General features: G+C 59.2%; 23 protein-coding genes. 16 read left to right on the forward strand and 7 right to left on the reverse strand.

What is annotated here, in order from left to right:
* Positions 1-37 precede the first annotated feature (37 nt).
* Both GHO03_RS05015 and mobA read right to left on the reverse strand, forming a co-directional pair.
* The gene (locus GHO03_RS05015) at positions 38-259 is read right to left on the reverse strand and encodes a YgdI/YgdR family lipoprotein (protein WP_095002224.1); all 222 of its coding nucleotides are present in this window, start codon (positions 257-259) and stop codon (positions 38-40) included.
* A gap of 104 nt (positions 260-363) precedes the next feature.
* A complete protein-coding gene (mobA, locus tag GHO03_RS05020) occupies positions 364-933 on the reverse strand; it encodes a molybdenum cofactor guanylyltransferase MobA (RefSeq protein ID WP_095025147.1) in 570 nt (189 codons plus the stop codon).
* Positions 934-1,011: 78 nt separating this feature from the next.
* Between mobA and moaB the strand changes: the two genes are divergently transcribed.
* Together moaB and glp are read left to right on the forward strand one after the other, a co-directional pair.
* A complete protein-coding gene (gene moaB, locus GHO03_RS05025; protein ID WP_095002222.1) occupies positions 1,012-1,551 on the forward strand; it encodes a molybdenum cofactor biosynthesis protein B in 540 nt (179 codons plus the stop codon).
* A complete protein-coding gene (glp, locus tag GHO03_RS05030; RefSeq protein ID WP_133144895.1) occupies positions 1,535-2,761 on the forward strand; it encodes a gephyrin-like molybdotransferase Glp in 1,227 nt (408 codons plus the stop codon). The genes moaB and glp overlap by 17 nt, the downstream gene beginning before the upstream one ends.
* Before the next feature lie 83 nt (positions 2,762-2,844).
* Here the strand turns inward: glp and GHO03_RS05035 are convergent, their stop codons facing one another.
* Positions 2,845-4,287 carry a mannose-1-phosphate guanylyltransferase/mannose-6-phosphate isomerase gene (locus GHO03_RS05035; protein WP_095023997.1) on the reverse strand — a complete coding sequence of 481 codons (1,443 nt, stop codon included), beginning with the start codon at positions 4,285-4,287 and terminating at the stop codon, positions 2,845-2,847.
* 157 nt (positions 4,288-4,444) lie between these two features.
* On the opposite strand from GHO03_RS05035, the gene yegS reads away from it, so the two are divergent.
* The 3 genes from yegS (at position 4,445) to GHO03_RS05050 (ending at position 7,244) form a co-directional block, all read left to right on the forward strand.
* Complete coding sequence (gene yegS / locus GHO03_RS05040; RefSeq protein ID WP_153399320.1) at positions 4,445-5,356, forward strand: lipid kinase YegS; 912 nt, start codon at positions 4,445-4,447, stop codon at positions 5,354-5,356.
* A 75-nt stretch (positions 5,357-5,431) separates the two neighbouring features.
* A complete protein-coding gene (locus GHO03_RS05045; RefSeq protein ID WP_095019373.1) occupies positions 5,432-6,367 on the forward strand; it encodes a chemotaxis protein CheV in 936 nt (311 codons plus the stop codon).
* Between the two features lie 70 nt (positions 6,368-6,437).
* The gene (locus GHO03_RS05050) at positions 6,438-7,244 is read left to right on the forward strand and encodes an MOSC domain-containing protein (RefSeq protein WP_095002217.1); all 807 of its coding nucleotides are present in this window, start codon (positions 6,438-6,440) and stop codon (positions 7,242-7,244) included.
* Positions 7,245-7,297: 53 nt separating this feature from the next.
* Here GHO03_RS05050 and GHO03_RS05055 read toward each other — a convergent pair whose 3' ends face one another.
* Entirely contained in the window at positions 7,298-9,226 is a 1,929-nt protein-coding gene (locus tag GHO03_RS05055) for a transglycosylase SLT domain-containing protein (RefSeq protein ID WP_153399322.1), read from the reverse strand.
* 215 nt (positions 9,227-9,441) lie between these two features.
* Between GHO03_RS05055 and GHO03_RS05060 the strand changes: the two genes are divergently transcribed.
* Positions 9,442-11,358 (forward strand): ATP-binding cassette domain-containing protein, encoded by a 1,917-nt coding sequence (locus GHO03_RS05060; protein WP_016780043.1) that lies wholly within the window; start codon positions 9,442-9,444, stop codon positions 11,356-11,358.
* Positions 11,359-11,434: 76 nt separating this feature from the next.
* Here GHO03_RS05060 and GHO03_RS05065 read toward each other — a convergent pair whose 3' ends face one another.
* A complete protein-coding gene (locus GHO03_RS05065; protein ID WP_016780044.1) occupies positions 11,435-11,875 on the reverse strand; it encodes a universal stress protein in 441 nt (146 codons plus the stop codon).
* A gap of 103 nt (positions 11,876-11,978) precedes the next feature.
* Here GHO03_RS05065 and GHO03_RS05070 point away from each other — a divergent pair, with 103 nt between their 5' ends.
* The 7 genes from GHO03_RS05070 (at position 11,979) to GHO03_RS05100 (ending at position 20,392) form a co-directional block, all read left to right on the forward strand.
* Complete coding sequence (locus GHO03_RS05070; protein ID WP_088379313.1) at positions 11,979-12,416, forward strand: hypothetical protein; 438 nt, start codon at positions 11,979-11,981, stop codon at positions 12,414-12,416.
* Between the two features lie 405 nt (positions 12,417-12,821).
* Entirely contained in the window at positions 12,822-14,969 is a 2,148-nt protein-coding gene (gene fadB, locus GHO03_RS05075) for a fatty acid oxidation complex subunit alpha FadB (protein WP_095002215.1), read from the forward strand.
* 27 nt (positions 14,970-14,996) lie between these two features.
* Entirely contained in the window at positions 14,997-16,172 is a 1,176-nt protein-coding gene (gene fadA / locus GHO03_RS05080) for an acetyl-CoA C-acyltransferase FadA (RefSeq protein WP_133144897.1), read from the forward strand.
* An 87-nt stretch (positions 16,173-16,259) separates the two neighbouring features.
* A complete protein-coding gene (locus GHO03_RS05085) occupies positions 16,260-16,496 on the forward strand; it encodes a DUF1653 domain-containing protein (protein WP_095002213.1) in 237 nt (78 codons plus the stop codon).
* Positions 16,497-16,610: 114 nt separating this feature from the next.
* On the forward strand, positions 16,611-19,238 hold the full coding sequence (gene topA / locus GHO03_RS05090; RefSeq protein ID WP_095019369.1) for a type I DNA topoisomerase: 2,628 nt from the start codon (positions 16,611-16,613) through the stop codon (positions 19,236-19,238).
* Between the two features lie 280 nt (positions 19,239-19,518).
* Positions 19,519-20,040: a DUF6586 family protein gene (locus tag GHO03_RS05095; RefSeq protein ID WP_095023994.1), complete on the forward strand. Its 522-nt coding sequence runs from the start codon at positions 19,519-19,521 to the stop codon at positions 20,038-20,040.
* Positions 20,041-20,158: 118 nt separating this feature from the next.
* Positions 20,159-20,392: a hypothetical protein gene (locus GHO03_RS05100; RefSeq protein WP_003446620.1), complete on the forward strand. Its 234-nt coding sequence runs from the start codon at positions 20,159-20,161 to the stop codon at positions 20,390-20,392.
* 69 nt (positions 20,393-20,461) lie between these two features.
* On the opposite strand, the gene sulA is transcribed toward GHO03_RS05100, so the two are convergent.
* Together sulA and lexA are read right to left on the reverse strand one after the other, a co-directional pair.
* Positions 20,462-20,935, reverse strand: coding sequence for an SOS-induced cell division inhibitor SulA (gene sulA, locus GHO03_RS05105; RefSeq protein ID WP_095002210.1), 474 nt, complete (start codon positions 20,933-20,935; stop codon positions 20,462-20,464).
* An 11-nt stretch (positions 20,936-20,946) separates the two neighbouring features.
* Positions 20,947-21,555: a transcriptional repressor LexA gene (lexA, locus tag GHO03_RS05110; RefSeq protein WP_029611310.1), complete on the reverse strand. Its 609-nt coding sequence runs from the start codon at positions 21,553-21,555 to the stop codon at positions 20,947-20,949.
* 260 nt (positions 21,556-21,815) lie between these two features.
* On the opposite strand from lexA, the gene GHO03_RS05120 reads away from it, so the two are divergent.
* The 3 genes from GHO03_RS05120 to GHO03_RS05130 all read left to right on the forward strand — a co-directional run bounded on the left by GHO03_RS05120 (position 21,816) and on the right by GHO03_RS05130 (position 24,456).
* The gene (locus GHO03_RS05120) at positions 21,816-22,523 is read left to right on the forward strand and encodes a TetR/AcrR family transcriptional regulator (RefSeq protein WP_095002208.1); all 708 of its coding nucleotides are present in this window, start codon (positions 21,816-21,818) and stop codon (positions 22,521-22,523) included.
* Positions 22,524-22,706: 183 nt separating this feature from the next.
* Positions 22,707-23,705, forward strand: a complete 999-nt coding sequence (nagZ, locus tag GHO03_RS05125; RefSeq protein ID WP_169916728.1) for a beta-N-acetylhexosaminidase — start codon at positions 22,707-22,709, stop codon at positions 23,703-23,705.
* 13 nt (positions 23,706-23,718) lie between these two features.
* Positions 23,719-24,456: an S-methyl-5'-thioinosine phosphorylase gene (locus GHO03_RS05130; protein WP_095002206.1), complete on the forward strand. Its 738-nt coding sequence runs from the start codon at positions 23,719-23,721 to the stop codon at positions 24,454-24,456.
* The last annotated feature ends 43 nt before the right edge of the window (positions 24,457-24,499 follow it).

Genomic DNA, 24,499 nt, shown 5'->3' on the forward strand with positions numbered 1-24,499 from the left:
CACTAGGCGGGTTTTGTTTTAAGACCAGAGAGCGGTATTACAGCTCTTTAACGGTACGAATCTGGTCTTTGTTGATGCGGGTTTCTTTACCGTCCAGTTGCTTGAACTGGTAGAAGCCTGAGTCGTCATCGTATTTTGGCGCGTCGACAGTCTGGATTTCGCGACCGTCGTTCAGGGTGATCACCGAAGGCGAGGAGCAGCCGGCAAGGGCGGCCATGCCAGCAGCGAGCATCAGGGCGGCGAGAGTCCGGTGAGTCATTGTGTATCTCCAACAAGTGAATGTGCTGTTAATGATTACTGTCCTTGAGACGTATACATCGTCTGCAAGTTCCATTGCTAGCCCCAGGCAGACACTGGCGCGGATTATTTCAGCCAGTCCGGGGTATTGAAATTGGCCAGCCGCGGGTCATTTTCGGCGCATTGCCAGGCCCGTGCATTGAGCTGGAGCATGATTTTGCGCGGGCTGCGTTCACCTGCCTGCCAGGCGGCCTCGAATACATCTTTCAGTGCTGTGGGGATCACGCATAACAGCGGTTCCCAGTGCTCCCCGTGGCGCACCATCAGCGGCTGATCGGGATGTTGAGCGGCAGCGCCCAGCAGGGCATCGAGCAACCCGCGGTCGATTTTCGGTACATCGCAGGGCAACACCAGCAAGTGTGAGTGGCGGGCCACGGCCAGCCCGGCGCGGATCCCCGCCAACGGCCCGGCAAAGTCATCATTGCCATCACTGACCAGTTGATCGGCCAGGCGGGTGTACTGTTCGTGGTTGCGATTGCACGAAATGATCAGGTCATCGGTCAGCGGGCGGGTGACGCGCTGGGCATACGCGATCAGCGGCTGACCCTGCCATCTCACCAGCCCCTTGTCCTGACCGCCCATGCGCTGGCCACGGCCACCTGCCAGCAGCAAGATGGAGCATTGAAACCGGTTCATATGGAACTCCGCGCAACCAGGCAAAAGAAGCGCTGTGATATAACACCGGGCTGTTTCTCCTACAACTGGACCTCGTCTATGAAAGCCAAGGTTGATGCACCTTTCGTACCTTTGAATATCGCCGTTCTTACCGTCAGTGACACTCGAACCCTGGAAACGGACACTTCGGGTCAGGTTTTTGTCGATCGCCTGCGTGATGCCGGGCACAACCTGGCGGCACGGGTGTTGCTCAAGGATGACCTGTATAAAATCCGCGCCCAGGTCGCCACCTGGATCGCCGACGATGGGGTGCAGGTGGTGCTGATTACCGGCGGCACAGGTTTTACTGCACGCGACAGCACGCCAGAAGCCGTCAGTTGTCTGCTGGACAAGCAAGTAGATGGCTTTGGTGAACTGTTCCGCCAGATCTCCGTGGCCGATATCGGCACTTCGACCGTGCAGTCCCGTGCTCTTGCCGGCTTGGCCAACGGTACGCTGGTGTGCTGCCTGCCGGGTTCGACCAACGCTGTACGCACCGGTTGGGACGGGATATTGGCCGAGCAACTGGATTCCCGTCATCGCCCCTGCAACTTCGTCGCCCACTTGAAGCAGGCACCGGCCTGTGAAACCCGTGGATAAGCCGGGCCGAACTGGCGCGCTGATGCCCGTCGAGGTGGCACTTGAGCGTTTGCTGGCACTGGCTGAGTCGGCGCCGATCCTTGATACCGAATCGGTTCCGGTGGGCGCAGGGGATGGCCGCGTACTGGCCCACGACTTGATTGCAAGCCTTGATCTTCCCCCTTGGCCCAACAGTGCAATGGACGGTTATGCGTTGAACCTGGGCGACTGGTCCGGGGAACCGCTAACCGTTAGCCAGCGAATTTTTGCCGGTACTGCCCCGGAGCCACTGGCGCCAGGCACCTGTGCACGCATTTTTACTGGTGCCCCGGTACCTGCGGGCGCGGACTGCGTCGAAATGCAGGAAAATGCCGTGGTGCAAGCTGACGGACGAGTGGTATTTACCCATGCCTTGCGTGCAGGTCAGAACATTCGTCCTAAGGGGCAGGAAACCACCATTGGTGAGGTAGTCCTTACTGCGGGGACGCGCTTGGGGCCGATCGAGCAGGGGCTGGCAGCATCCCTGGGCTGCGCCGAGCTGCGAGTCATGCGACGGGTCAAGGTGGCGGTGTTATCCACTGGCGATGAACTGATCGAGCCCGGGCAGTCGTTGGGCCCGGGGCAAATCTACAACAGCAACCGCATAGTGCTGTGCAGCTGGTTGGCGCGCATGGGGTGTGAAGTGGTCGATGGGGGGATTCTGCCTGATGACTTGCCCGCCACCCGCCAACGCTTGGGTGAGTTGGGAACGGTTGACCTGATTTTATCCACCGGCGGAGTGTCGGTCGGTGAGGCAGACTTTTTGGGCATTGCGTTGCGCGAAGAGGGCGAGCTGGCGCTGTGGAAGTTGGCAATCAAGCCGGGCAAACCCCTGACCTGCGGGCATTTTCGCGGTGTGCCGGTGATCGGCCTGCCAGGTAACCCTGCCTCGACTCTGGTGACGTTCGCGTTGCTGGCACGGCCTTATCTGCTGCGCCTGCAAGGCGTGCAGGCTGTCGAACCGCTGAAGTTCCAGGTGCCTGCAGGATTTGTCTGGCCCAAGCCGGGCAATCGTCGCGAGTACCTGCGCGGGCGTTTGGAGCAAGGGCGTGCGGTGATTTACAAAAACCAGAGTTCAGGCGTGTTGCGCAGCGCGGCATGGGCTGAAGGGCTGGTGGAAGTCCTTGAGGATTGCACCCTGGCCGAAGGCGACCGGGTGGGGTTTATCCCGTTGAGTGAAGTGCTGGGCTAGCACTGTTGCGTCACCCGTGGGAGCGGGCTTGCTCGCGATTGCGGGTGATCGCCATCGCGAGCAAGCCCGCTCCCACAATGATCTCAGACAGGCGCGCGCCCATAGATATCAGTCAGGCGCACGATGTCGTCTTCGCCCACATACTCGCCGCTTTGCACTTCGATCATGACCAGTTCAGCCTCCCCGGTGTTGCCCAGCCGGTGTGGGCTGCCGGGTTTGATAAAGGTGGACTCGTTGGTTTCGAGGGTGAAGTCCAGGCCATCATTGTTCACTTCGGCCCTGCCACTGACCACAATCCAGTGTTCGCTGCGCCGTTGGTGCACCTGCAGGGACAGCGCGGCTCCGGGCTTGACCACGATGCGTTTGATCTTGAACCCCGGACCTTCCTCCAGCACGGTGTAGGTGCCCCACGGGCGGGTGACAGTGCGGTGCAGGCGATAGGCGTCGTGGCCCTGGAGTCTGAGTGTTCGGGCGATGTGCCTGACGTCCTGGCTGCGTCGGGCGTCGGCCACGAGCAGAGCATCCGGCGTATCGATAATGATCAGGTCGTTTAGTCCGACCCCGCCCACCAACCGTTTCGGCGAATCGATGTAGCAGTTGTGTACATCGTGCAGTACGTTTTCGCCAGTACACTGGTTGCCATTGGCGTCGGCCGGGGTCAGCTCGCGCACCGCCTGCCATGAGCCTATATCACTCCAGCCCAGCTGGCAGGGCACTACGGCAACTTTTTGCGAGCGCTCCATCACGGCGTAGTCTATGGAGATATCGGGCACCAGGGCGAAACTCGGGCTGTCCAGTTCGAGGTGGCGTTGTTGTTTGCCCTCAAACATCTGGCTGTGATCAAGGCAGTGGGTCACGGCATCCAGTACCAGAGGCGCATGGGCCCTGAATTCTTGCAGTACGCTGTCGGCGCGCATGCAGAACATGCCGCTGTTCCACAGATGCAGGCCGCCGTCGAGGTAGCCCTGGGCCGTTTTGGTGTCCGGTTTTTCAACAAACTGCGCCACTTCAAAGCCATCCTGGTTCAGCTTCTGGCCTTTTTCTATATAACCAAAGCCGATTTCGGCCCGGGTTGGCAGTATGCCAAAGGTCACCAGCCAGCCCTCGTCGGCCAGTTTGCGGGCGTTGTCGACGGCCCGGCCGAAGGCGGCAATATCGGTGATCAGATGGTCGGCGGGGAGCACCAGCAACTGCGTATCACCGCCGTAGCGCTGCGCAATCTGCAAGGCGGCTGCGGCAATCGCCGGGGCAGTATTGCGGCCAAATGGCTCGAGGATAAAGTCCAGCTCGATGCCGTCCATGCACTGTGCGCGGTAATCATCAAGCGTGCGAAAAAACACCTCCCTGTTGGTTACGGTCAGCAACGGGCCAACGTCACGCAGGCCGGTTGCGCGGGCAAAGGTCTTTTGCAGCAGGCTCTGACCATCGGGCAGGCACATAAAGGGTTTGGGCATGGCCTCGCGCGACACTGGCCATAGCCGGGTGCCAGCGCCACCGGCGATGATGCAGGGAACCAGTGTGCTCATACAGAACGCCTCTAGAATCATTGGACAACTTACAGGGGTTGAAGTCTGACCGGTTCTGCGCTTTTGATCGAGCCGTGAAGGTTAAATCACGGGTGCATGGGCCTTTTCGGTCTGGCTGTTGTCCAAGCAATCAGACCGTTATGTCGAGGGATGGAATATGAGTGCAGGTAAGGCTTTTTTGATTTTGCACGGCAAGCAGGCGCTCAACGAAGACGTGCGCGCTGCCGTTGAGCAGCAGCGGGCGGCGGGGTGGGAACTGGCGGTGCGGCTGACCTGGGAGGCCGGGGATGCGCAGCGTCTGGTACGCGAGGCGCTGGAGGGCGGCTACACCCGGCTGATTGCCGGTGGCGGCGATGGCACTTTGCGTGATATTTGCGAGGCGATGGCACTGGCCGATACCGAGGCCAGCCTGGTGCTGTTGCCGTTGGGCACCGCCAATGACTTTGCCCGGGCGGCCGGTGTGTCCCTGGAGCCCGCTCAAGCCCTGGCCTTGCTCGATGTGCCAGCCTGTCCCATCGATCTGGGTGAAGTCGACGGCCAGTTGTTTTTGAACATGGCCACCGGTGGCTTTGGTAGCCAGGTCACCGCCAATACCTCCGAAGACCTGAAAAAGGTACTGGGCGGCGCTGCCTATCTGTTTACCGGGCTGTCGCGCTTTACTGAGCTGCACGCGGCCTATGCCGAGCTACAGGGGCCGGACTTTCACTGGCAAGGCGAGTTGCTGGCGCTGGGCATCGGCAACGGTCGTCAGGCCGGGGGCGGGCAAGTCCTGTGCCCTGAGGCGCTGGTCGATGATGGCATGCTGGATATCAGCATTTTGCCTGCACCCACGGAAATCGTCGGCACGCTCAAAAGCCTGATGACCGAAGGCTGGGGGCTGGATAACCTGTTTGTCCGCGCGCGTTTGCCCTGGGTCGAGATCAAGGCCGCCGAAGGGCTGGCGATCAACCTCGATGGTGAGCCGCTTGCGGGCGATGCGATGCGCTTTGCCGTGCGCAAGGGCGCTTTGAAGGTCCACTTACCCCAGGGGTCGCCTTTGCTGGGCCAGTCAGAACTGTGGGTTGGTTGATAGCTAAACGATATCAAGGTCCTGGGAATCCGGCCGATAAGGTCAGGCATCAAGTACCTACCCCAGGAGTTACTCATGGCCGGCATTCTCGACACGGTAGACCAGCGCACTCAACTGGTCGGTGAAAACCGACTGGAACTTCTCATGTTTCGTCTGGCCGGCAGGCAGTTGTTCGCGATCAACGTGTTCAAGGTGCAAGAAGTCCTGCAATTGCCAAAACTGACCTTGATGCCGCACCGCCATCCCCATGTGTGCGGCGTGGTCAACCTGCGCGGTAAAACCCTGCCGGTGATCGACCTGTCCCAGGCCATCGGCATGCGTGCGCTGGTGCCGGGCCCGGACAGCACCATTATCGTCACCGAGTACAACCGCTCGGTGCAGGCCTTCCTGGTGGGCGGGGTTGACCGTATCGTCAATATGAACTGGGAGGCCATCCTGCCTCCACCCGCCAGTGCCGGGCGCAGTCATTACCTGACGGCCATCAGTAAGGTCGAGGAGCAATTGGTCGAGATCATCGACGTGGAAAAAGTTCTTGCCGAAATCGTGCCGTACAACGCCAAAGTCTCGCGCGAGAAGCTTGCCGATCCGATCTTCGAGCAAGTGCGCGGGCGTGAAGTGCTGCTGGTCGACGATTCCAGTGTAGCGCTGGCGCAACTGCGTGAAACGCTTTCGCAACTGGGGGTCAAGATGCATATCGCCAGCGATGGTTTGAAGGCGCTGAACATGCTCAAGGGCTGGGCCGATACCGGGCAGGTAATGACCGACAAGTTGCTGATGATCTTCACCGATGCCGAAATGCCGGAAATGGACGGTTACCGGTTGACCACTGAAATCCGTAATGACCCGCGTTTGCGCGCGCTGTATGTGGTGTTGCATACCTCGTTGTCCGGCAGCTTTAACGAGTCGATGGTGAAAAAGGTCGGGTGCGACAATTTTCTGTCCAAATTCCAGCCGGACAAGCTGGTGGATGTCGTACGCCAGCGCCTGATACTGGACCAACAACCTGCTTGAAGTCCCGCACCTTTGCATCAGTGATCGGCTCGTATACTGTGGCTTTTTTAACCCCGCAGGGAGCTGAGTCATGCTGCGTCTAAGCGCGCTTTATCGTTTTCCACTTAAATCCGGCAAAGGTGAAAGCTTGCCTCTGGCCACGCTGGACAAGCTGGGGCTGGTGGGCGATCGACGCTGGATGTTGGTGGATGAAGCCAGCGGGCGGTTTCTGACCCAGCGTGCCGACCCCAAAATGAGTCAGCTGTCTGCGCTGTGGAATGTCGCCGGTGGCTTGACCTTGAATGCCGAAGGGTTCGAGGCACTGGAGGTCGCAGTGCCGGATGCCGACACCGACCTGCGTGGCGTGACGATATGGCGCGACACCTTGCGTGTACCGGATGCAGGGGATGCTGCTGCTGACTGGCTAAGCCGCTTTGTAGAAAAGCCGGTGCGGCTGGTGCATGTGCCACTGCAAAGGGCGCGCACCACGGAGTCGGGCTACGGCCGGGATGATGACCAGGTTGCGTTCGCCGATGGTTATCCGCTTTTGCTGATTGGCCAGGCATCGCTGGATGATATTTCGCACAAGATCGGCCGGCCGATGGACATGCTGCGCTTTCGCCCCAACCTGGTGATCGAAGGCAGCGAAGCCTTTGCCGAAGACGGCTGGAAGCGTATCCGCATCGGCGATGTCGAGTTCCGCGTGGTCAAGTCCTGCTCGCGCTGCATCCTCACTACTGTTGATCCGCATACAGGGGTGCGTGATGAACAGCGCGAACCGCTGGCGACCCTGATGACCTACCGCAAGCAGGAAAACGGCACCATGTTCGGTCAGAACCTGGTTAACGAGGGTAATGGCGTTCTGGAAGTCGGCATGCCGGTAACAATCCTGGAGTAGCCAAGCCCTGTAGCAGCTGCCTCGTTCCTTCGGCAGCTGCTACAGGCTACCTGTCACTGATCATCAAAATAGCGCTCATGCCAGTCCACTACAGGCTGTGGCGCATTGAGCTTTTGCCCGTAGATCACCGAATAAGACAACACGTTCTGCACGTACTGGCGGGTTTCGTCGAACGGGATGCTCTCGATCCACACGTCGAAGCCCAGGTGGTTGGCACCCTTGAGCCACTGGCGCACACGTCCCGGCCCGGCGTTGTAAGCCGCTGAAGCCAGCACCCGGTTGCCGTTGAACTGGCCATGCACCTGGCTCAGGTAAGCAGCACCCAGCTGGATGTTCTTGTCGGGGTTAAGCACTTGCTGCGGCGAGGCCAGCGGGATGCTGAATTTTCGTGCGGTCTCTTTGGCGGTGGCGGGCATCAACTGCATCAGGCCGCTGGCGCCAACGCCGGAGCGGGCGTCATCCATAAAGGCACTTTCCTGACGGGTGATGGCGAATACCCAGCTGGAGTGCAAGCCGCGGAGTTTGGCTTCGCGCACCAGAGTATCGCGGTGGGCCATCGGGAAGCGAATGTCCAGGTCATCCCAGTACTGGGCCTGGCTGATGGTGCGGATAGCCGGGAAATACCACTTGAGGTCGTAAGCCAGCTTGGCCTGGGCGACCATTTCGTCACGGCTGAACAGGCGACTGACGTAATACCACTCACGACGACCATCGACCACCTGGCCGCGGTCATGGAATTCAAGTGCGCGCTGCACGCCTGGCGTATTGCGCACTTTTTTGATCAGTTGCGGGCTGAGCACCAGCGGCCGGTTGTTGAGTTGATAAGGGGTTTGCGCCCGGTCAGCGGCCAGGAACCCGTAGAAATCACGTTCGTTGGCGACTTTTTTGAACAGGACCTGAGCTTGCGGGTTTTTGGGTTCGGCCAGTTCAAGGCTGCGGGCCTGCCAGTAGCGCCAGCGGCTGGTGGTTGCCAAGTCTTGTGGGAGTTTGCGGGTGAGCTGGTAGGCATCTTCCCAGCGGCCCAGACGCAGCAGCAGACGCAGGCGCCACTCGGTGACGGTATTGTCCCGCAGTTCGGGGTCGTACTGGGTCATGATGTCCAGGCCGCGGCTGTCGTAGCGGCGGGCGAACGTCAGGCCGATTTCCCGGGCGATGGCGACTTTTTCATCGCGGGAAAAATGCATGTTGGTGGCGTAGGTGTCGAGCAGGGACGCGGCTTTTTCCGGGTCCTGACGTGCCAGGCGGCGCAGGCCCAGGCCTACGGCGTCAGACATGGCCTCGCTGGCCGGGGCAAAACGTGACGGCTGGCTGAGCATGTCGGGTTTTTGCGCCACGTCAATCATCAGCCGGGCTTGTGGGCCAAGCGTATTGAGGCCGTTGGCGAGTTGCGTGGCCAGGGCGTAATTACGTGCTTCAGCGGCCAGTTTGACCCGCTGCCAGCGTTTTTGCTCGGTCAGCTGGCCTGCCGCGGCCCATTGGCTGAACAGGGCATCGCAGGCGGCCGGTTGCGCCTTGCCGACCATCCAGAGTTTTTCTGCGCTGGCATAACCCTCGGCCTTGCAGTTGTGTTGCAACTCATATTGGCCGTTGAGGCAGTCCAGCTCGGTGAAGTTGAGCTTGGGGTCGTAGTACTTTGCGAAAGTGGCCCAGTCGCCACGGTCTGCCAGCCAGCGCAGCCAGCGCAGTTTCATCCAGTTGGCTTGCGGCAGGTCGCCATGTGCGGCGAGAAACTGTTCGATTTCTGTGTTGCTTGCGGACTTCAGGCGTGCGGTCAACTCGTCATAGGCCAGATACGGCGTAAGCGGGTAGCTGCGCAAGGCTGCGGAATTTTGAAAGTAAGGGCCGGAATCGCCTTTGGCCAAGGCGCGCTTGGCCTGGTCGTAGAGCTGGCGTTGTTGGGTCAGGTCTGCGCCATGGGCGGCTTGCACGGCGCAGCTGGTGAGAAGCAGGCAGGATAAAAAGTTGAAGAGACGACTGCGCATGAGGCTTCCGTACTGATAAAAAACGTGACGAGCGCAGGCCGAACCTGCACTGATTATTTCGTAGCTTAGCCTTTTGCCAGCGACGCGTGAACGTCTTGGCGGCCAACCATAGCAACTTGGCACTAAATGAAGGCAAGACGGCACCGTACAAGAAATACCCGGCCGCCCGGGGGTTCAAATCAGGTAGAATGCGCGCCCAGTTTTTGGAGAAGCTCATGACCCTGCTCAAATTCAGCGATGTGTCCCTTGCTTTCGGCTCTATGCCGTTGTTGGACAAGGTGTCCTGGCAGATCGCCCGTGGAGAGCGGGTGTGCATCATCGGCCGCAACGGTACCGGCAAGTCCAGCATGATGAAGCTGGTTAAAGGTGATCAAAAACCCGATGACGGCTCTGTTTGGCGCGCGCCCGGCCTCAAGATTGGCGAATTGCCGCAAGAGTTGCCGGTTGCCGACGAGCGGACTGTATTCGACGTTGTGGCCGAAGGCCTGGACGGTGTTGGCGAGTTACTGGCCCAGTACCATCACTTGAGCCAGAACATCGTCACCGATGCTGACCTGGACAAGCTGATGCACGTCCAGCAAGACCTCGAAGCCCGTGATGGCTGGCGCTTGCAGCAATTGGTGGACAGCACCCTGAGCCGCCTGCAATTGCCTGCCGACAAAACCCTGGCCGAATTGTCCGGCGGCTGGCGTCGTCGCGTCCTGCTTGCACAGGCTCTGGTTTCCGAACCGGATCTGCTGCTGCTCGACGAACCGACCAACCACCTGGATATCGGCGCAATCGCGTGGCTGGAAGAGGCCCTCAAGGACTTCCAGGGCGCGGTTCTGTTTATTACCCATGACCGTTCATTCCTGCAGAACCTGGCCACCCGGATTCTGGAGCTGGACCGTGGCGGCCTGATCGACTGGAATGGCGACTACGCCAGTTTCCTGGTGCACAAGGAAGCTACCCTGGCCGCGGAAGAAACCGCCAATGCGCTGTTCGACAAGCGTCTGGCTCAGGAAGAAGTCTGGATCCGCCAGGGCATCAAGGCCCGCCGCACCCGTAACGAAGGCCGCGTGCGCGCCCTGAAAGAACTGCGCGTAGAGCGCAGCGAACGTCGCGAGCGTACCGGCAAGGCGAATATCCAGCTGGACACGGCAGACAAGTCCGGCAAGCAAGTGATGGTGCTGGAAAACGTCAGCTTTGCTCACCCGGGTGGTCCGTTCCTGCTCAAGGACTTCTCGATGGTGCTGCAGCGCGGCGACCGTATCGGTCTGCTGGGTGCCAACGGTACCGGTAAAACCACGCTGCTCAAGCTGATGCTGGGCGGCCTGGTGCCAACTGAAGGTACGGTTGAAGAGGGCACGCGTATCGACGTGGCTTACTTCGATCAGCTGCGCCATCAGCTGGATCTGGAAAAAACCGTGATCGACAACGTGGCCGAAGGCCGCGACTTTATCGATATCGACGGCCAGAGCCGTCACGTGCTCAGCTACCTGGGTGACTTCCTGTTCAGCCCTCAGCGTGCCCGCACGCCGGTCAAGGCGCTGTCGGGTGGTGAGCGTGCGCGTCTGTTGCTGGCCAAGCTGTTCAGCAAGCCGGCCAACCTGCTGGTGCTCGATGAGCCGACCAACGACCTCGACGTTGAAACCCTGGAGCTGCTTGAGGAGGTGCTGCTGACCTTCAAGGGCACTGTGCTGATGGTCAGTCACGACCGGGCATTCCTCGATAACGTGGTGACCAGCACCCTGGTTTTCCAGGGCGAAGGCAAGGTTCGCGAGTACGTGGGCGGTTATCAGGACTGGCTGCGTCAGGGCGGTTCACCGCGCCTGCTGGGCGTGACCGAGAGCAAGTCGGGCAAAGCCGACCTCAACTCGGCCGTGGTCGAGGCTGCACCGGCACCTGTGGCTGCTCAGCCTGCTCCTGCGGCGAAAAAGAAACTCAGCTACAAGCTGCAGCGTGAGCTGGAAGCCCTGCCGGCCGATATCGACGCCAAGGAACAGGCCATTGCTGCGGTTGAAGCAGAAATGGCTGACGCTGGTTTCTATCAACTGCCTGCGGCCAAAACCGCGGAAGTGATTGCCAAGCTTGAAACATTGCAAGCCGAGCTTGAGCAGCTGGTTGAGCGCTGGGCCGAGCTGGATGCCTGATTGACCCCGTGCTGAACTGAAAAAGCCCGGCCCTTTTATAAGGGGCCGGGCTTTTTTGTGGTTGCTGCAGATAAACTCAGTCAGGTTTTTTCAGGCTGACCGCCAGCACGTCGCACGGTGCACCATGCAGTACGTCGTTGGCGGTCGAGCCCAGCAGCAGGGCGAGGCCGTGGCGGCCGTGGCTGCCAACCACGATCAGGTCGCAGTTTTGCGCTTTGGCCAGGGCATGGATTTCCTGGCGCGGCTGGCCGTAGTTCAGGTGGCAGTAGTCCTTGTGCAGCTGCGGGTATTTGGCGATCAGGCGTTCAAGGCGTTCCTTGGCCTGGTCGAATTGTTGCTGCTGCAGTTGCGAGAGATCCATTGGCACATCGCCGCCGAACGCCATCGCCATCGGTTCGACGATATGGATCAGTGACAATTTGGCGCCGTTGGCCTTGGCGCTTTCACTGGCGCGGTTGATCACGGGGTCACATTCGTCGGTCAGGTCGACGGCGACCAGGATATGTTCGTAGGGCATGTGGGGTGCTCCTGTAGATGGCGATTAATTATGAGTATGGCCCTTTTCCAGAGCCTTGGTTCAAGTCTGGGTCATGCGTTTATCAAGCAGTGAGAGTACAGATATGACGGTATGGATAGTGGTGTCAATCCTGGCACTGGTTCTGAGTCCCCTGGCGTGGTTGCGCCCGTCCCGGGGGCAAAGTGGTCGGATGGACCTGCGCATGGAGGCGCGGCGCATGGGGTTGTCCATGCAGCTGGCGCCTCAGGAGTGGCCGCACTGGCTTGAGCCGCAACCGCCCGGTTCCTGCGCGCAGTACCACCGTCCGCGCCGCAGTACTAAACCTGATGTTTGGTGCTATTGGCAATCGGCACCGGGAAAATGGCTCAATCGCTGGCAGGAAGAATGCGAGGACGAGCGCCTGCTGGCGCAGTTTCGCAAGCTGCCAGCCAATGTCTACAAGGTTGAGGCCGATAAACAAATGATTGTGCTGGTCTGGGGCGAGAAGGGCGAGGCTCAGGTGCTCAAGGCCATTGACGAGGTGCTCAAGGCGCTGGCATGACCCTTGTGGGGGCGGGCTTCCCGCGATGGAATCGGCGGGGTGTGGCAGACAAACCGCGGCGTCTGAATCGCGAGCAAGCCCGCTCCCACACTTTTCACCTGCAAGGCGCCGCAATGGTTTCGGGCGCTCATAGCGCAGGTGTCTAAACTGACTGCCGGGTCGTTTTGTCATCATTGTTTTGGACAATTGACAATCGATCGCTTTTCCGTGAAGGTGTCGACACCCAAATCAAACGGGCGTATGAATTGAGTGTTTGTCGTGTCGGACGATGCTTGTTCAATCCCGATTATCGCGTTGGCGGGTGTGCCTGGCGGATTGGCAACAGCATTGACGCAAAGGTCAGTGACAGCCAGACGCTAGCTTCTGACGTGTACTGTTCAGCTTCCATATCCTGGAGATCAGTTGATGATTTACGAAGGTAAAGCCATCACGGTTACGGCTCTTGAAAGTGGCATCGTCGAACTCAAGTTCGACCTCAAGGGTGAGTCCGTCAACAAGTTCAACCGTCTAACCCTGAACGAATTGCGTCAGGCAGTAGATGCGATCAAGGCAGATGCTTCGGTCAAGGGTGTCATCGTTTCCAGCGGTAAAGACGTGTTTATCGTCGGCGCCGACATCACCGAATTCGTTGAAAACTTCAAATTGCCGGATGCCGAGCTGATTGCCGGCAACCTGGAAGCCAACAGAATCTTCAGCGATTTCGAAGACCTCAACGTACCTACCGTCGCTGCCATCAATGGCATCGCGTTGGGCGGCGGTCTGGAAATGTGCCTGGCAGCCGACTTCCGGGTCATGGCTGACAGCGCCAAGATCGGCCTGCCGGAAGTCAAGCTGGGTATCTACCCGGGCTTTGGCGGCACCGTGCGTCTGCCACGCCTGATCGGCGTTGATAACGCGGTTGAATGGATTGCCTCCGGCAAGGAAAACCGCGCAGAAGACGCTCTGAAAGTAGGTGCCGTTGATGCTGTGGTCACCGCTGACAAGCTGGGCGCAGCTGCCCTGGACCTGATCAAGCGCGCCATCAGTGGTGAGCTGGACTACAAGGCCAAGCGTCAGCCGAAGCTGGAAAAGCTCAAGCTCAACGCAATCGAACAAATGATGGCGTTCGAAACCGCCAAAGGTTTCGTGGCTGGCCAGGCCGGCCCGAACTACCCGGCCCCGGTTGAAGCGATCAAGACCATCCAGAAAGCCGCGAACTTCGGTCGTGACAAGGCGCTGGAAGTGGAAGCTGCAGGTTTTGCCAAACTGGCCAAGACCTCCGCTTCAAACTGTCTGATCGGCCTGTTCCTGAACGATCAGGAACTGAAGAAAAAAGCCAAGATCTACGACAAAATCGCCAAAGACGTGAAGCAGGCCGCCGTTCTTGGTGCAGGCATCATGGGTGGCGGTATTGCCTATCAGTCGGCCTCCAAAGGCACGCCGATCCTGATGAAGGACATCAACGAACACGGCATCGAGCAAGGGCTGGCTGAAGCCGCCAAGTTGCTGGTGGGTCGCGTTGATAAAGGTCGCATGACTCCGGCGAAAATGGCCGAAGTACTGAACGGTATTCGTCCTACTCTGTCCTACGGCGATTTCGGCAACGTCGACCTGGTGGTCGAAGCGGTAGTCGAGAACCCGAAGGTCAAGCAAGCGGTACTGGCGGAAGTGGAAAACCATGTTCGCGAAGACGCCATCCTGGCTTCCAACACTTCGACCATTTCCATCAGCCTGCTGGCCAAGGCCCTCAAGCGTCCGGAAAATTTCGTCGGCATGCACTTCTTCAACCCGGTGCACATGATGCCGCTGGTTGAAGTGATTCGTGGCGAGAAGTCCAGCGACCTGGCTGTTGCCACCACCGTTGCCTACGCCAAGAAAATGGGCAAGAACCCGATCGTGGTCAACGACTGCCCGGGCTTTTTGGTCAACCGCGTATTGTTCCCGTACTTCGGCGGTTTTGCCCGTCTGGTCAGTGCCGGTGTCGACTTTGTGCGCATCGACAAAGTAATGGAAAAATTCGGCTGGCCAATGGGCCCGGCGTACCTGATGGACGTGGTCGGCATCGACACCGGCCACCACGGTCGCGACGTGATGGCTGAAGGCTTCCCGGATCGCATGAAAGACGACCGCCGCTCGGCGATCGACGCTCTGTACGAGGCCAAGCGCCTGGGTCAGAAAAACGGCAAGGGCTTCTATGCCTACGAGGCTGACAAAAAGGGCAAGCAGAAGAAAGTCGTTGATTCCAGCGTACTTGAAGTGCTCAAGCCAATTGTTTACGAGCAGCGCGACGTGACCGACGAGGACATCATCAACTGGATGATGATTCCGTTGTGTCTGGAAACCGTACGCTGCCTGGAAGACGGCATCGTTGAAACCGCAGCCGAGGCCGATATGGGTCTGGTCTACGGTATTGGCTTCCCGCTGTTCCGTGGCGGCGCACTGCGCTACATCGATTCGATCGGTGTTGCAGAGTTCGTGGCCCTGGCCGATCAGTACGCTGAACTGGGCGCGCTGTACCACCCGACTGCGAAGCTGCGTGAGATGGCCAAGAACGGCCAGAGCTTCTTCGGTTAAGCGCCCCATTAGAGTGAGAGTGAAATTATGAGCTTGAATCCTAGAGACGTGGTGATTGTAGACTTCGGTCGCACCCCGATGGGCCGCTCCAAGGGTGGCATGCACCGCAACACCCGTGCTGAAGACATGTCTGCGCACTTGATCAGCAAAGTGCTGGAGCGCAACAACAAGGTTGACCCGAGCGAAGTGGAAGACGTGATCTGGGGCTGTGTGAACCAGACCCTGGAGCAGGGCTGGAACATCGCGCGCATGGCGTCGCTGATGACCCAGATCCCGCACACCAGCGCTGCACAGACCGTAAGCCGCCTGTGCGGCTCGTCCATGAGTGCCCTGCACACGGCTGCGCAAGCGATCATGACCGGCAACGGTGACGTTTTCGTGGTTGGCGGCGTCGAGCATATGGGCCGCGTGAGCATGATGCACGGCGTTGACCCTAACCCGCACATGTCGCTGTACGCGGCGAAAGCCTCGGGCATGATGGGTTTGACCGCTGAAATGCTGGGCAAGATGCACGGCATCACCCGCGAACAGCAGGACGCATTTGCAGTGCGCTCGCACCAGTTGGCGCACAAGGCGACGATTGAAGGCAAGTTCAAAGACGAAATCATCCCGATGCAGGGATATGACGAAAACGGCTTCCTGAAGATTTTCGACTACGATGAAACTATTCGTCCAGATACCACCCTGGAAAGCCTGGCGGCGTTGAAACCTGCTTTCAACCCTAAAGGCGGTACAGTGACTGCGGGCACGTCGTCGCAGATCACCGATGGTGCTTCGTGCATGATCGTGATGTCGGCTCAGCGTGCAAAAGACCTGGGCCTGGAGCCTTTGGCCGTTATCCGCTCCATGGCCGTTGCCGGTGTGGATCCTGCGATCATGGGCTATGGTCCAGTACCGGCTACGCAAAAAGCGTTGAAGCGTGCGGGCTTGAATATGGCTGATATCGACTTCATCGAGCTTAACGAAGCTTTCGCTGCACAGGCCCTGCCAGTGCTGAAAGATTTGAAAGTGCTCGACAAGATGAATGAGAAGGTTAACCTGCACGGCGGTGCCATCGCTCTGGGTCACCCGTTTGGATGTTCGGGCGCTCGTATCTCTGGCACTTTGCTCAATGTAATGAAGCAAAATGGCGGCACCTTCGGGTTGTCCACCATGTGCATTGGTCTTGGCCAGGGCATTTCCACCGTCTTCGAACGCGTCTAAGCGTTGCGATGATGGAAGCCGGGGCCTTGTGCCCCGGTTTTTGTTTTTAAGCGTTTTTATTTTTTTATTTTGCAGAGGGGCCGCAACATGCCGCTACAACCCGGGCTCTATCAACATTACAAAGGCCCTCAATATCGGGTATTCAGTGTGGCTCGCCACTCCGAAACCGAAGAGGATGTAGTGTTCTACCAAGCCCTGTATGGCGATTACGGCTTTTGGGTGCGCCCGCTGAGCATGTTCCTGGAGTCAGTCATTGTCGAGGGCGAACAGGTCCCGCGCTTTGCCCTGATTCAGGCCGAACCCAGCGTTTTTTCCCGGCCATAAGGCATGGTCGCGCAGAACCCTGTGCTTGACCTCACCTTGTAGCCACTATATATAGCGGTGCCGCGTCAGGCGCGAACCGCCTTTCACTTCTAGAATTCAGGAATTTTCTGATCCATGGGCAAATCGCTGGTCATTGTGGAATCCCCGGCTAAGGCCAAGACCATCAACAAGTACTTGGGTAACGAGTACGTGGTGAAGTCGAGTATCGGCCATATCCGAGACCTGCCCACCAGCGGTTCGGCTAGCGCCAGCAAAGAACCTGCTGCCAAGCGTGGTAAGGCTGCGGCCGGCGAGGCGCCGGCCCTGTCGCCAAAAGAGAAAGCTCAAAAGCAGCTGATCTCGCGCATGGGCGTCGATCCGGAACATGGCTGGAAAGCCAAGTACGAGATCCTCCCGGGCAAGGAAAAGGTCATCGAAGAGCTGCGCCGGCTCGCCAAGGATGCTGACACCATCTATCTCGCAACCGACTTGGATCGCGAGGGGGAAGCCATTGCCTGGCACCTGCGCGAAGCCATCGGGGGTGATGACAGCCGCTACAAGCGCGTGGTGTTCAACGAAATCACCAAAAAGGCGATTCAGGAAGCTTTTTCCAAGCCGGGTGAACTGGATATCAACCGGGTCAACGCTCAGCAGGCACGCCGTTTTCTCGACCGTGTAGTGGGTTACATGGTTTCGCCGCTGCTGTGGGCCAAGGTTGCCCGTGGCCTGTCGGCAGGCCGTGTGCAATCGGTGGCGGTGAAGCTGGTGGTGGAGCGTGAGCGCGAAATTCGTGCGTTCAACCCCGAAGAATACTGGGAAATTCACGCTGACCTTGGCACCGCCAAGGGTGCCAAGGTGCGCTTCGACGTTGCCCGCGAAAAAGGCGAGGCGTTCAAGCCGCTGAACGAAACCCAGGCCATGGCTGCCCTGGAGAAGCTCAAAGCTTCCAGCTACAGCATCGTCAAGCGTGAAGACAAACCGACCAGCAGCAAGCCGTCGGCGCCGTTTATCACGTCCACCCTGCAGCAGGCAGCGAGCAATCGCCTGGGCTATGGGGTGAAGAAAACCATGATGATGGCGCAGCGCTTGTATGAAGCGGGCTACATCACGTACATGCGTACCGACTCCACCAACCTGTCGGCCGATGCGGTCGAAATGGCACGCACCTACATTGAAGGCGAGTTCGGCGCGGACTACCTGCCGCCGGCAGCCAACGTGTATAGCAGCAAGGAAGGCGCACAGGAGGCTCACGAAGCGATTCGTCCTTCCGACGTCAACATGCACCCGAGCAAGCTGACGGGCATGGAGCGCGACGCTGAGCGCCTTTACGAGCTGATCTGGCGCCAATTCGTGGCATGCCAGATGCTGCCGGCCAAATACCTGTCGACCACCGTCACTGTGGCGGCCGGTGATTTTGAGCTGCGTGCCAAAGGTCGCATCCTCAAATTCGACGGTTACACCCGTGTGATGCCGCAAATTGCCAAGCCGGGCGACGACGATGTGCTGCCGGACATGGCCCAGGGCGATAAGCTCAAGTTGATCGAGCTTGATCCGAGCCAGCACTTCACCAAGCCACCTGCGCGTTACTCCGAGGCCAGCCTGGTAAAAGAGATGGAAAAGCGTGGCATCGGTCGTCCTTCGACCTATGCAGCGATCATCTCGACCATTCAGGATCGGGGGTACGTGGCGTTGCACAACCGCCGTTTCTACTCCGAAAAAATGGGCGATATCGTTACCGAGCGCCTGTCTGAAAGCTTCTCCGACCTGATGGACTACGGTTTTACCGCCGGCATGGAAGAGAACCTCGATGACGTTGCGCAAGGTGAGCGCGACTGGAAAAACGTCCTGGACGAGTTCTACGGCGACTTCAAGAAGAAGCTTGAAGTTGCTGCTGCGCCGGAAGGTGGTATGCGCGCCAACCAGCCAGTCATGACAGATATTCCGTGCAAGGAATGTGGTCGTCCGATGCAGATTCGTACGGCATCGACCGGCGTATTCCTGGGTTGCTCGGGCTACAGTCTGCCGCCGAAAGAACGCTGCAAGGCCACGGTCAACCTGGTGCCGGGCGATGAAATTGCCGCCGACGACGAAGGTGAATCCGAGTCGCTGGTACTGCTGGGCAAGCACCGTTGCCCGATTTGCAGCACGGCCATGGACGCTTACCTGCTGGACGAGAAGCACAAACTGCATATCTGCGGTAACAACCCGGATTGCGTTGGCTACGAGATCGAGGAAGGCAACTACCGGATCAAGGGCTACGAAGGGCCGAGCCTTGAATGCGACAAGTGCGGCAGCGAGATGCAGCTCAAAACCGGTCGTTTCGGCAAGTTCTTCGGCTGTACCAATGCCGAATGCAAAAACACCCGCAAACTGCTGAAAAGCGGTGAAGCGGCGCCGCCGAAAATGGATCCGGTGAAGATGCCGGAGCTCAAGTGCGAGAAGGTCAACGACACGTATATCCTGCGTGACGGCGCTTCGGGGTTGTTCCTGGCGGCCAGCCAGTTCCCCAAGAACCGCGAGACCCGAGCGCCGCTGGTGATTGAAATCATTCCGCACAAGGACGAGATCGATCCCAAGTACCATTTCCTGTGTGAAGCACCGAAGAAAGACCCGGATGGTCGCCCGGCGGTGATTCGCTACAGTCGCAAAACCAAAGAGCAGTACGTACAGACCGAAGTGGATGGCAAGCCGACTGGCTGGCGTGCGTTCTACGATGGCAAGAGCTGGAAGGTTGAAGACAAGCGTAAAGACAAAGACGCCTGATCCGAGCTGATAGCTGAATAAAAAACCGCGCAAGGGCTGCATGCCTTGCGCGGTTTTTTTTTGCCGGTTCCGGGCGTGGTTGTCGCCGCTGGAGCACTTTTTGTGGGAGCGGGCTTGCTCGCGATGGCATCGACACGGTATGACTGGAACACCTCAGCGCCTGCATCGCGAGCAAGCCCGCTCCCACACGTGACGTTAGGGAGCGTGGGCCTTGCGCCAGCACGCCCTGATCCCTGAGACTGCACGACCTGCCTTTACCCATCCGCTGTGGAGCGCCCGCATGGCTCACGAACTCTATACCCGCACCAATCAGAAGATCTATTTCGCCGGTCTGGCCCTGGAGGCCATGAACAAGGCGAGCGAAGGTCGGGCCATGAATGCCCAGGCGCTGGTTCAGGCCGAGCGCGAGGCGGCGGTATTCCATTTATATGGTGCCTTGCTAGGCCTGTGTCATGAAATTGCAGGCTTTTATCGCCTGTCACAAGCCAGCGCACCACGGGTTGAGTTGTTGCTCACCCGGCAGGTGCTGGACGAGAAAGCCATCCCTGAACTGGCAGAGCTGGTCGAGCTGGCTTGCGCGCCGCAAACCTGGCTGGCGCAGCTGATGGCCACCCATGCAGCGCTGTATCAGCCGCTGCAGGCGCCGAAAAAGGTCAAGGCAGATGTATTCCAGCCTTTGATCGATACGGTCAGCCTGGAGGACGAGGCGCCACATGAGCTAAGCCGCGAAACCATGGAAGAGTGGCGCCAGAATCTCAAGGCGCTGGCCATTCGGTTCCGTGATGGACTCAATGAGTGCTGAGGGTCATAAGCGAAACGGTACAGTCATTCATCAGTCTGTAGTACAAAGCGCACAGATCCTGGGAATTTCCCATAGGATGGCTGATATACTCCCACGCTTTCGTGGAGAACAAATTTATATGCCAACGTCCTTTCTAGAAATTGTCGAGTTGCCAGACGGCCGCATCGAGTTGCGCCGTGCTGAGGACGAAGGGTCTTTGGTCACGCTGAATTTTTCTGAAGATGCCAAGGCTTTTCTTCAGGGTCAGCACGTAGAGGTGGCCAAGGCCATGCTCAGCGTCGGCGTGCAAATGGCGGGTCGGCTGGCAGAAGGCGAGCTGGAAAAAGACGACGGGCCGCGCATTCTTCATTAATCGCCCCGCAACCCTGTGCCGCAGCCAGGCAAGTGCATTCTGCACTGGCCCTGTGGCAGCGTTGGTTGTTTAGCCCAGGCGAATATTCAGGCTTTGCCCGTGACCGGTGCGGGCTGCGCTGATCAACTGTTGGCGTGCAGCGCTGTTCAGCGGGTTGATCCAGCTGACAACGGTGTGGCTGCGGCCCAGGCGTAGCGCTTCGCAGGTGAGCTGCAACGCGCTTTTATTGCCGTTGGGCTGCAGCAGCAAAATTCGCTCGCGGTTCAGCCCTGCATCGCGCAGCCAGCTTTGGGTCAGGCTGGCCGGTGGTGCGATAAGGGTCAACCAGCGGGCGTTTTGCTGCTCGCTCAGTTCGCGCAGCATGGGGGCAAGCAGGTTCAGGCAGTTTCCGGCAGCACCGCGTAGCGACAGCTCACTGAAGACTTCAGGTTCGGCGCTCCAGGGTGATTCGAGCACGTCCTTGATCGCAGGGGCCATGGGCTGTGCCATGAACGCCTCGAACAGGGTCAGTTGTGCGGGCAGCGGTGTGTGGGGGAACTGCATGACGCCTCCTATTAGCGGCGAATAACGCCGACGCTCAGGCCTTCAATAACCAGTTCCTGCTCCTTGAGATTGACTTCAATAGGGGCAAAATCCGGATTTTCAGCGATAAGCCAGACTTTGCTGCCTTCACGCTTGAAGCGTTTTACGGTCACTTCGTCGTCGATGCGGGCTACCACGATCTGGCCGTTGCGCGCTTCGCGGCAGGTATGCACAGCCAGCAGGTCGCCATCGAAGATGCCGACGTCCTTCATGCTCATGCCCTGTACGCGCAGCAAGTAATCAGCTCGCGGATGGAAGAAGGTCGGGTTGATGTTGCAGGACTCTTCAACGTGTTCCTGCGCCAGGATCGGCGCACCGGCAGCAACCCGGCCGATAATGGGCAGGGTGGATTCGTCAGCCTTGGCTTCGAAGCCGGGAATGCGAATGCCTCGTGAAGCGCCAGGGGTCATCTCGATGGCACCCTTGCGGGCCAGGGCCTTGAGGTGCTCTTCGGCAGCGTTGGGTGACTTGAAGCCCAGTTCCTGTGCGATCTCGGCACGGGTGGGCGGGTATCCGTTGTCATCCAGGCATCGCTTGATGAAAGCCAGGATCTCAGCTTGGCGTGGCGTCAGTTTTAACATGATGATCGCTCTGTCTTTTTATACAGTGACTGGGATTATATACAGTGAAGGCGTATTGGCAATCATCCATTTCCGGCAGTCCGCTGGACGGTCGTCGATAAGCGCTGTGGTCCGTACCTTATCAGTTGGGGCCGGGCTGGCCGAGGCTGTGGTTAAATGCGAAACCGACCGGTCGCAAAACGAATAGGTCATCTTGACTTTTGACTGGCTGAAACGTATGTTTCAAACAAGTGTTTAAATGTTTGTCAGGCGGAGTAGTCATGGCCCAGTCGGAAACCGTTGAACGTATCCTTGATGCTGCCGAGCAGCTGTTCGCGGAAAAAGGGTTTGCTGAAACTTCATTGCGGCTGATTACCAGCAAGGCCGGGGTCAATCTGGCGGCGGTCAATTACCATTTTGGTTCAAAGAAAGCGCTGATCCAGGCGGTGTTCTCACGCTTCCTGGGGCCTTTCTGCGCCAACCTGGACCGTGAGCTGGAGCGCCGTCAGGGCAAGCCGGAGAATCGCCCGACTCTTGAGGAGTTGCTGGAGATGCTGGTCGAGCAGGCGCTGGTGATTCAGCCACGCAGTGGCAACGACCTGTCGATCTTCATGCGTTTGCTGGGTCTGGCCTTCAGCCAGAGCCAGGGCCACTTGCGCCGCTATCTTGAAGACATGTACGGCAAGGTGTTCCGCCGCTATATGCTGCTGGTCAATGAAGCGGCTCCGCAGATCCCGCCCATCGAGCTGTTCTGGCGCGTGCATTTCATGCTCGGCGCGGCGGCCTTCAGCATGTCGGGGATCAAGGCGCTGCGTGCCATTGCCGAGACCGATTTTGGCGTTAACACCTCGATCGAGCAGGTGATGCGCCTGATGGTGCCGTTTCTCGCCGCCGGCATGCGTGCCCAGAGCGGCGTCAGCGATCCGGCCATGGCCAGTGCGCAGATGCGTCCTCGCAGTAAAACTGCACCGGTCAGCGTCAAGGTTTGACCCGCTGCGGGTGGGCGCGGCAGCTTTGATCCGCTAAGCTAGCTGTCATGCCCAGCCCTGTCTTGTTCCCGTCTGCCAATTCGCCGCCGCCTCTCTGGAGTGCGGTGCGCAGGCCCGTGCCTGCGTATCCGGACCGGTTAACAAGCGCTCTCTCTTTCTAAAGGATTTCCCATGAGTTCTGCCTTGCAAGGCTCCTTGATGGTGGACGTCGCCGGTACCTGGCTGACGGCTGAAGACCGGCAATTGCTGCGCCAGCCTGAAGTGGGCGGATTGATCATCTTTGCACGCAATATCGAGCACCCGCGCCAGGTGCGTGAGTTGAGTGCTTCTATTCGGGCCATACGACCGGACCTGCTGCTGGCGGTCGATCAGGAAGGCGGCCGCGTGCAGCGCCTGCGTCAGGGCTTTGTGCGCCTGCCTGCCATGCGCGCCATTGCCGACAACCCCAATGCCGAGTACCTGGCCGAGCAATGTGGCTGGATCATGGCCACTGAAGTGCTGGCGGTGGGGCTGGACTTGAGCTTTGCCCCGGTTCTGGACCTGGACTATCAGCGCAGTGCTGTGGTCGGCAGCCGCTCGTTCGAGGGTGACCCCGAGCGCGCCGCTGTATTGGCCGGGGCATTCATTCGCGGGATGAACGACGCGGGCATGGCTGCCACCGGTAAGCACTTTCCGGGGCACGGGTGGGCTGAAGCTGACTCTCATGTAGCCATCCCTACGGATGAGCGCAGCCTGGAGCAGATCCGTGCCCATGACCTGGTGCCGTTTGCCCGTTTGAGCAAGCAACTGGCGGCGGTCATGCCGGCCCATGTGATCTATCCGCAAGTCGACAGCCAACCCGCAGGTTTTTCCCGGCGCTGGCTGCAGGACATCCTGCGCGGTGAACTGCAATTTGATGGTGTTATTTTCAGTGACGACCTGTCGATGGCTGGTGCTCATGTGGTGGGTGATGCCGCCAGTCGTATCGAGGCCGCCTTGTCGGCCGGTTGCGACATGGGCCTGGTATGCAACGACCGCGCCGCGGCAGAGCTGGCACTCAGTGCTGCGCAGCGCTTGAAAGTTACGCCATCGCCACGGATTGCGCGCATGCGTGGCCAGGCCTGGGCCAGTACCGATTATCGCCAGAGCCCGCGCTGGCTGGTGGCGATGGGCGCACTCAAAGATGCTCAATTAATTGATTAAGGGATCTGCCTCAATGACGGTTTACGCAATTATCGGCGGTACGGGCCTTACCCAGCTGGAAGGGCTGACCATCAGCCGCGCGCTGGCGCTGGACACGCCCTACGGGCCGACCTCGGCAGATATCCAGATCGGTGAGTTTGGCGGCCGCGAAGTGTTGTTCCTGGCCCGTCACGGCCATCCGCACCGGGTGCCTCCGCATCAGGTCAACTACCGCGCCAACCTGTGGGCGCTGAAGCAGGCCGGGGCCGAAGCGATTCTCGCGGTAAATGCCGTGGGCGGGATTCATATGGCGATGGGCACCGGGCATTTTTGTGTGCCTCATCAGTTGATCGACTACACCAGTGGCCGCGAGCATACTTTTTTTGCCGGTGATCTGGAGCAGGTGACCCATATCGACTTCAGCTATCCCTACACCGAATCGTTGCGCGAGCAATTGATTGGCGCATTGGCGGCCGAGGGCTGCTCCTACAGCAGTCATGGTGTTTATGCCGCTACTCAGGGCCCGCGTCTTGAGACAGTGGCAGAAATCGCCCGTCTTGAACGTGACGGTTGCGACATCGTGGGCATGACCGGCATGCCGGAAGCGGCACTGGCCCGCGAGCTGGAACTGGATTACGCGTGCCTGGCGCTGGTGGTCAACCCGGCAGCGGGCAAGTCGACAGCGATTATCACCATGGCCGAAATCGAGCAGGCGCTGCATGAGGGTATGGGCAAGGTAAAAGCGACGTTGGCGCGGGTGCTGGCGGGCTAATCAAGTCCGTAGCAGCCGCCGAACGCAGCCTCGCGGAGCTCGG

The organism is Pseudomonas sp. FSL R10-1339 (genome assembly GCF_009600545.1).
Taxonomy (GTDB): domain Bacteria; phylum Pseudomonadota; class Gammaproteobacteria; order Pseudomonadales; family Pseudomonadaceae; genus Aquipseudomonas; species Aquipseudomonas bubulae.

What these genes read in the sequence shown, in the direction of transcription:
- GHO03_RS05015 (WP_095002224.1), bottom strand. Translation starts at nt 259, where the DNA reads ATGACTCACCGGACTCTCGCCGCCCTGATGCTCGCTGCTGGCATGGCC.
- mobA (WP_095025147.1), bottom strand. Translation starts at nt 933, where the DNA reads ATGAACCGGTTTCAATGCTCCATCTTGCTGCTGGCAGGTGGCCGTGGC.
- moaB (WP_095002222.1), top strand. Translation starts at nt 1,012, where the DNA reads ATGAAAGCCAAGGTTGATGCACCTTTCGTACCTTTGAATATCGCCGTT.
- GHO03_RS05035 (WP_095023997.1), bottom strand. Translation starts at nt 4,287, where the DNA reads ATGAGCACACTGGTTCCCTGCATCATCGCCGGTGGCGCTGGCACCCGG.
- yegS (WP_153399320.1), top strand. Translation starts at nt 4,445, where the DNA reads ATGAGTGCAGGTAAGGCTTTTTTGATTTTGCACGGCAAGCAGGCGCTC.
- GHO03_RS05045 (WP_095019373.1), top strand. Translation starts at nt 5,432, where the DNA reads ATGGCCGGCATTCTCGACACGGTAGACCAGCGCACTCAACTGGTCGGT.
- GHO03_RS05050 (WP_095002217.1), top strand. Translation starts at nt 6,438, where the DNA reads ATGCTGCGTCTAAGCGCGCTTTATCGTTTTCCACTTAAATCCGGCAAA.
- GHO03_RS05055 (WP_153399322.1), bottom strand. Translation starts at nt 9,226, where the DNA reads ATGCGCAGTCGTCTCTTCAACTTTTTATCCTGCCTGCTTCTCACCAGC.
- GHO03_RS05060 (WP_016780043.1), top strand. Translation starts at nt 9,442, where the DNA reads ATGACCCTGCTCAAATTCAGCGATGTGTCCCTTGCTTTCGGCTCTATG.
- GHO03_RS05065 (WP_016780044.1), bottom strand. Translation starts at nt 11,875, where the DNA reads ATGCCCTACGAACATATCCTGGTCGCCGTCGACCTGACCGACGAATGT.
- GHO03_RS05070 (WP_088379313.1), top strand. Translation starts at nt 11,979, where the DNA reads ATGACGGTATGGATAGTGGTGTCAATCCTGGCACTGGTTCTGAGTCCC.
- fadB (WP_095002215.1), top strand. Translation starts at nt 12,822, where the DNA reads ATGATTTACGAAGGTAAAGCCATCACGGTTACGGCTCTTGAAAGTGGC.
- fadA (WP_133144897.1), top strand. Translation starts at nt 14,997, where the DNA reads ATGAGCTTGAATCCTAGAGACGTGGTGATTGTAGACTTCGGTCGCACC.
- GHO03_RS05085 (WP_095002213.1), top strand. Translation starts at nt 16,260, where the DNA reads ATGCCGCTACAACCCGGGCTCTATCAACATTACAAAGGCCCTCAATAT.
- topA (WP_095019369.1), top strand. Translation starts at nt 16,611, where the DNA reads ATGGGCAAATCGCTGGTCATTGTGGAATCCCCGGCTAAGGCCAAGACC.
- GHO03_RS05095 (WP_095023994.1), top strand. Translation starts at nt 19,519, where the DNA reads ATGGCTCACGAACTCTATACCCGCACCAATCAGAAGATCTATTTCGCC.
- GHO03_RS05100 (WP_003446620.1), top strand. Translation starts at nt 20,159, where the DNA reads ATGCCAACGTCCTTTCTAGAAATTGTCGAGTTGCCAGACGGCCGCATC.
- sulA (WP_095002210.1), bottom strand. Translation starts at nt 20,935, where the DNA reads ATGCAGTTCCCCCACACACCGCTGCCCGCACAACTGACCCTGTTCGAG.
- lexA (WP_029611310.1), bottom strand. Translation starts at nt 21,555, where the DNA reads ATGTTAAAACTGACGCCACGCCAAGCTGAGATCCTGGCTTTCATCAAG.
- GHO03_RS05120 (WP_095002208.1), top strand. Translation starts at nt 21,816, where the DNA reads ATGGCCCAGTCGGAAACCGTTGAACGTATCCTTGATGCTGCCGAGCAG.
- GHO03_RS05130 (WP_095002206.1), top strand. Translation starts at nt 23,719, where the DNA reads ATGACGGTTTACGCAATTATCGGCGGTACGGGCCTTACCCAGCTGGAA.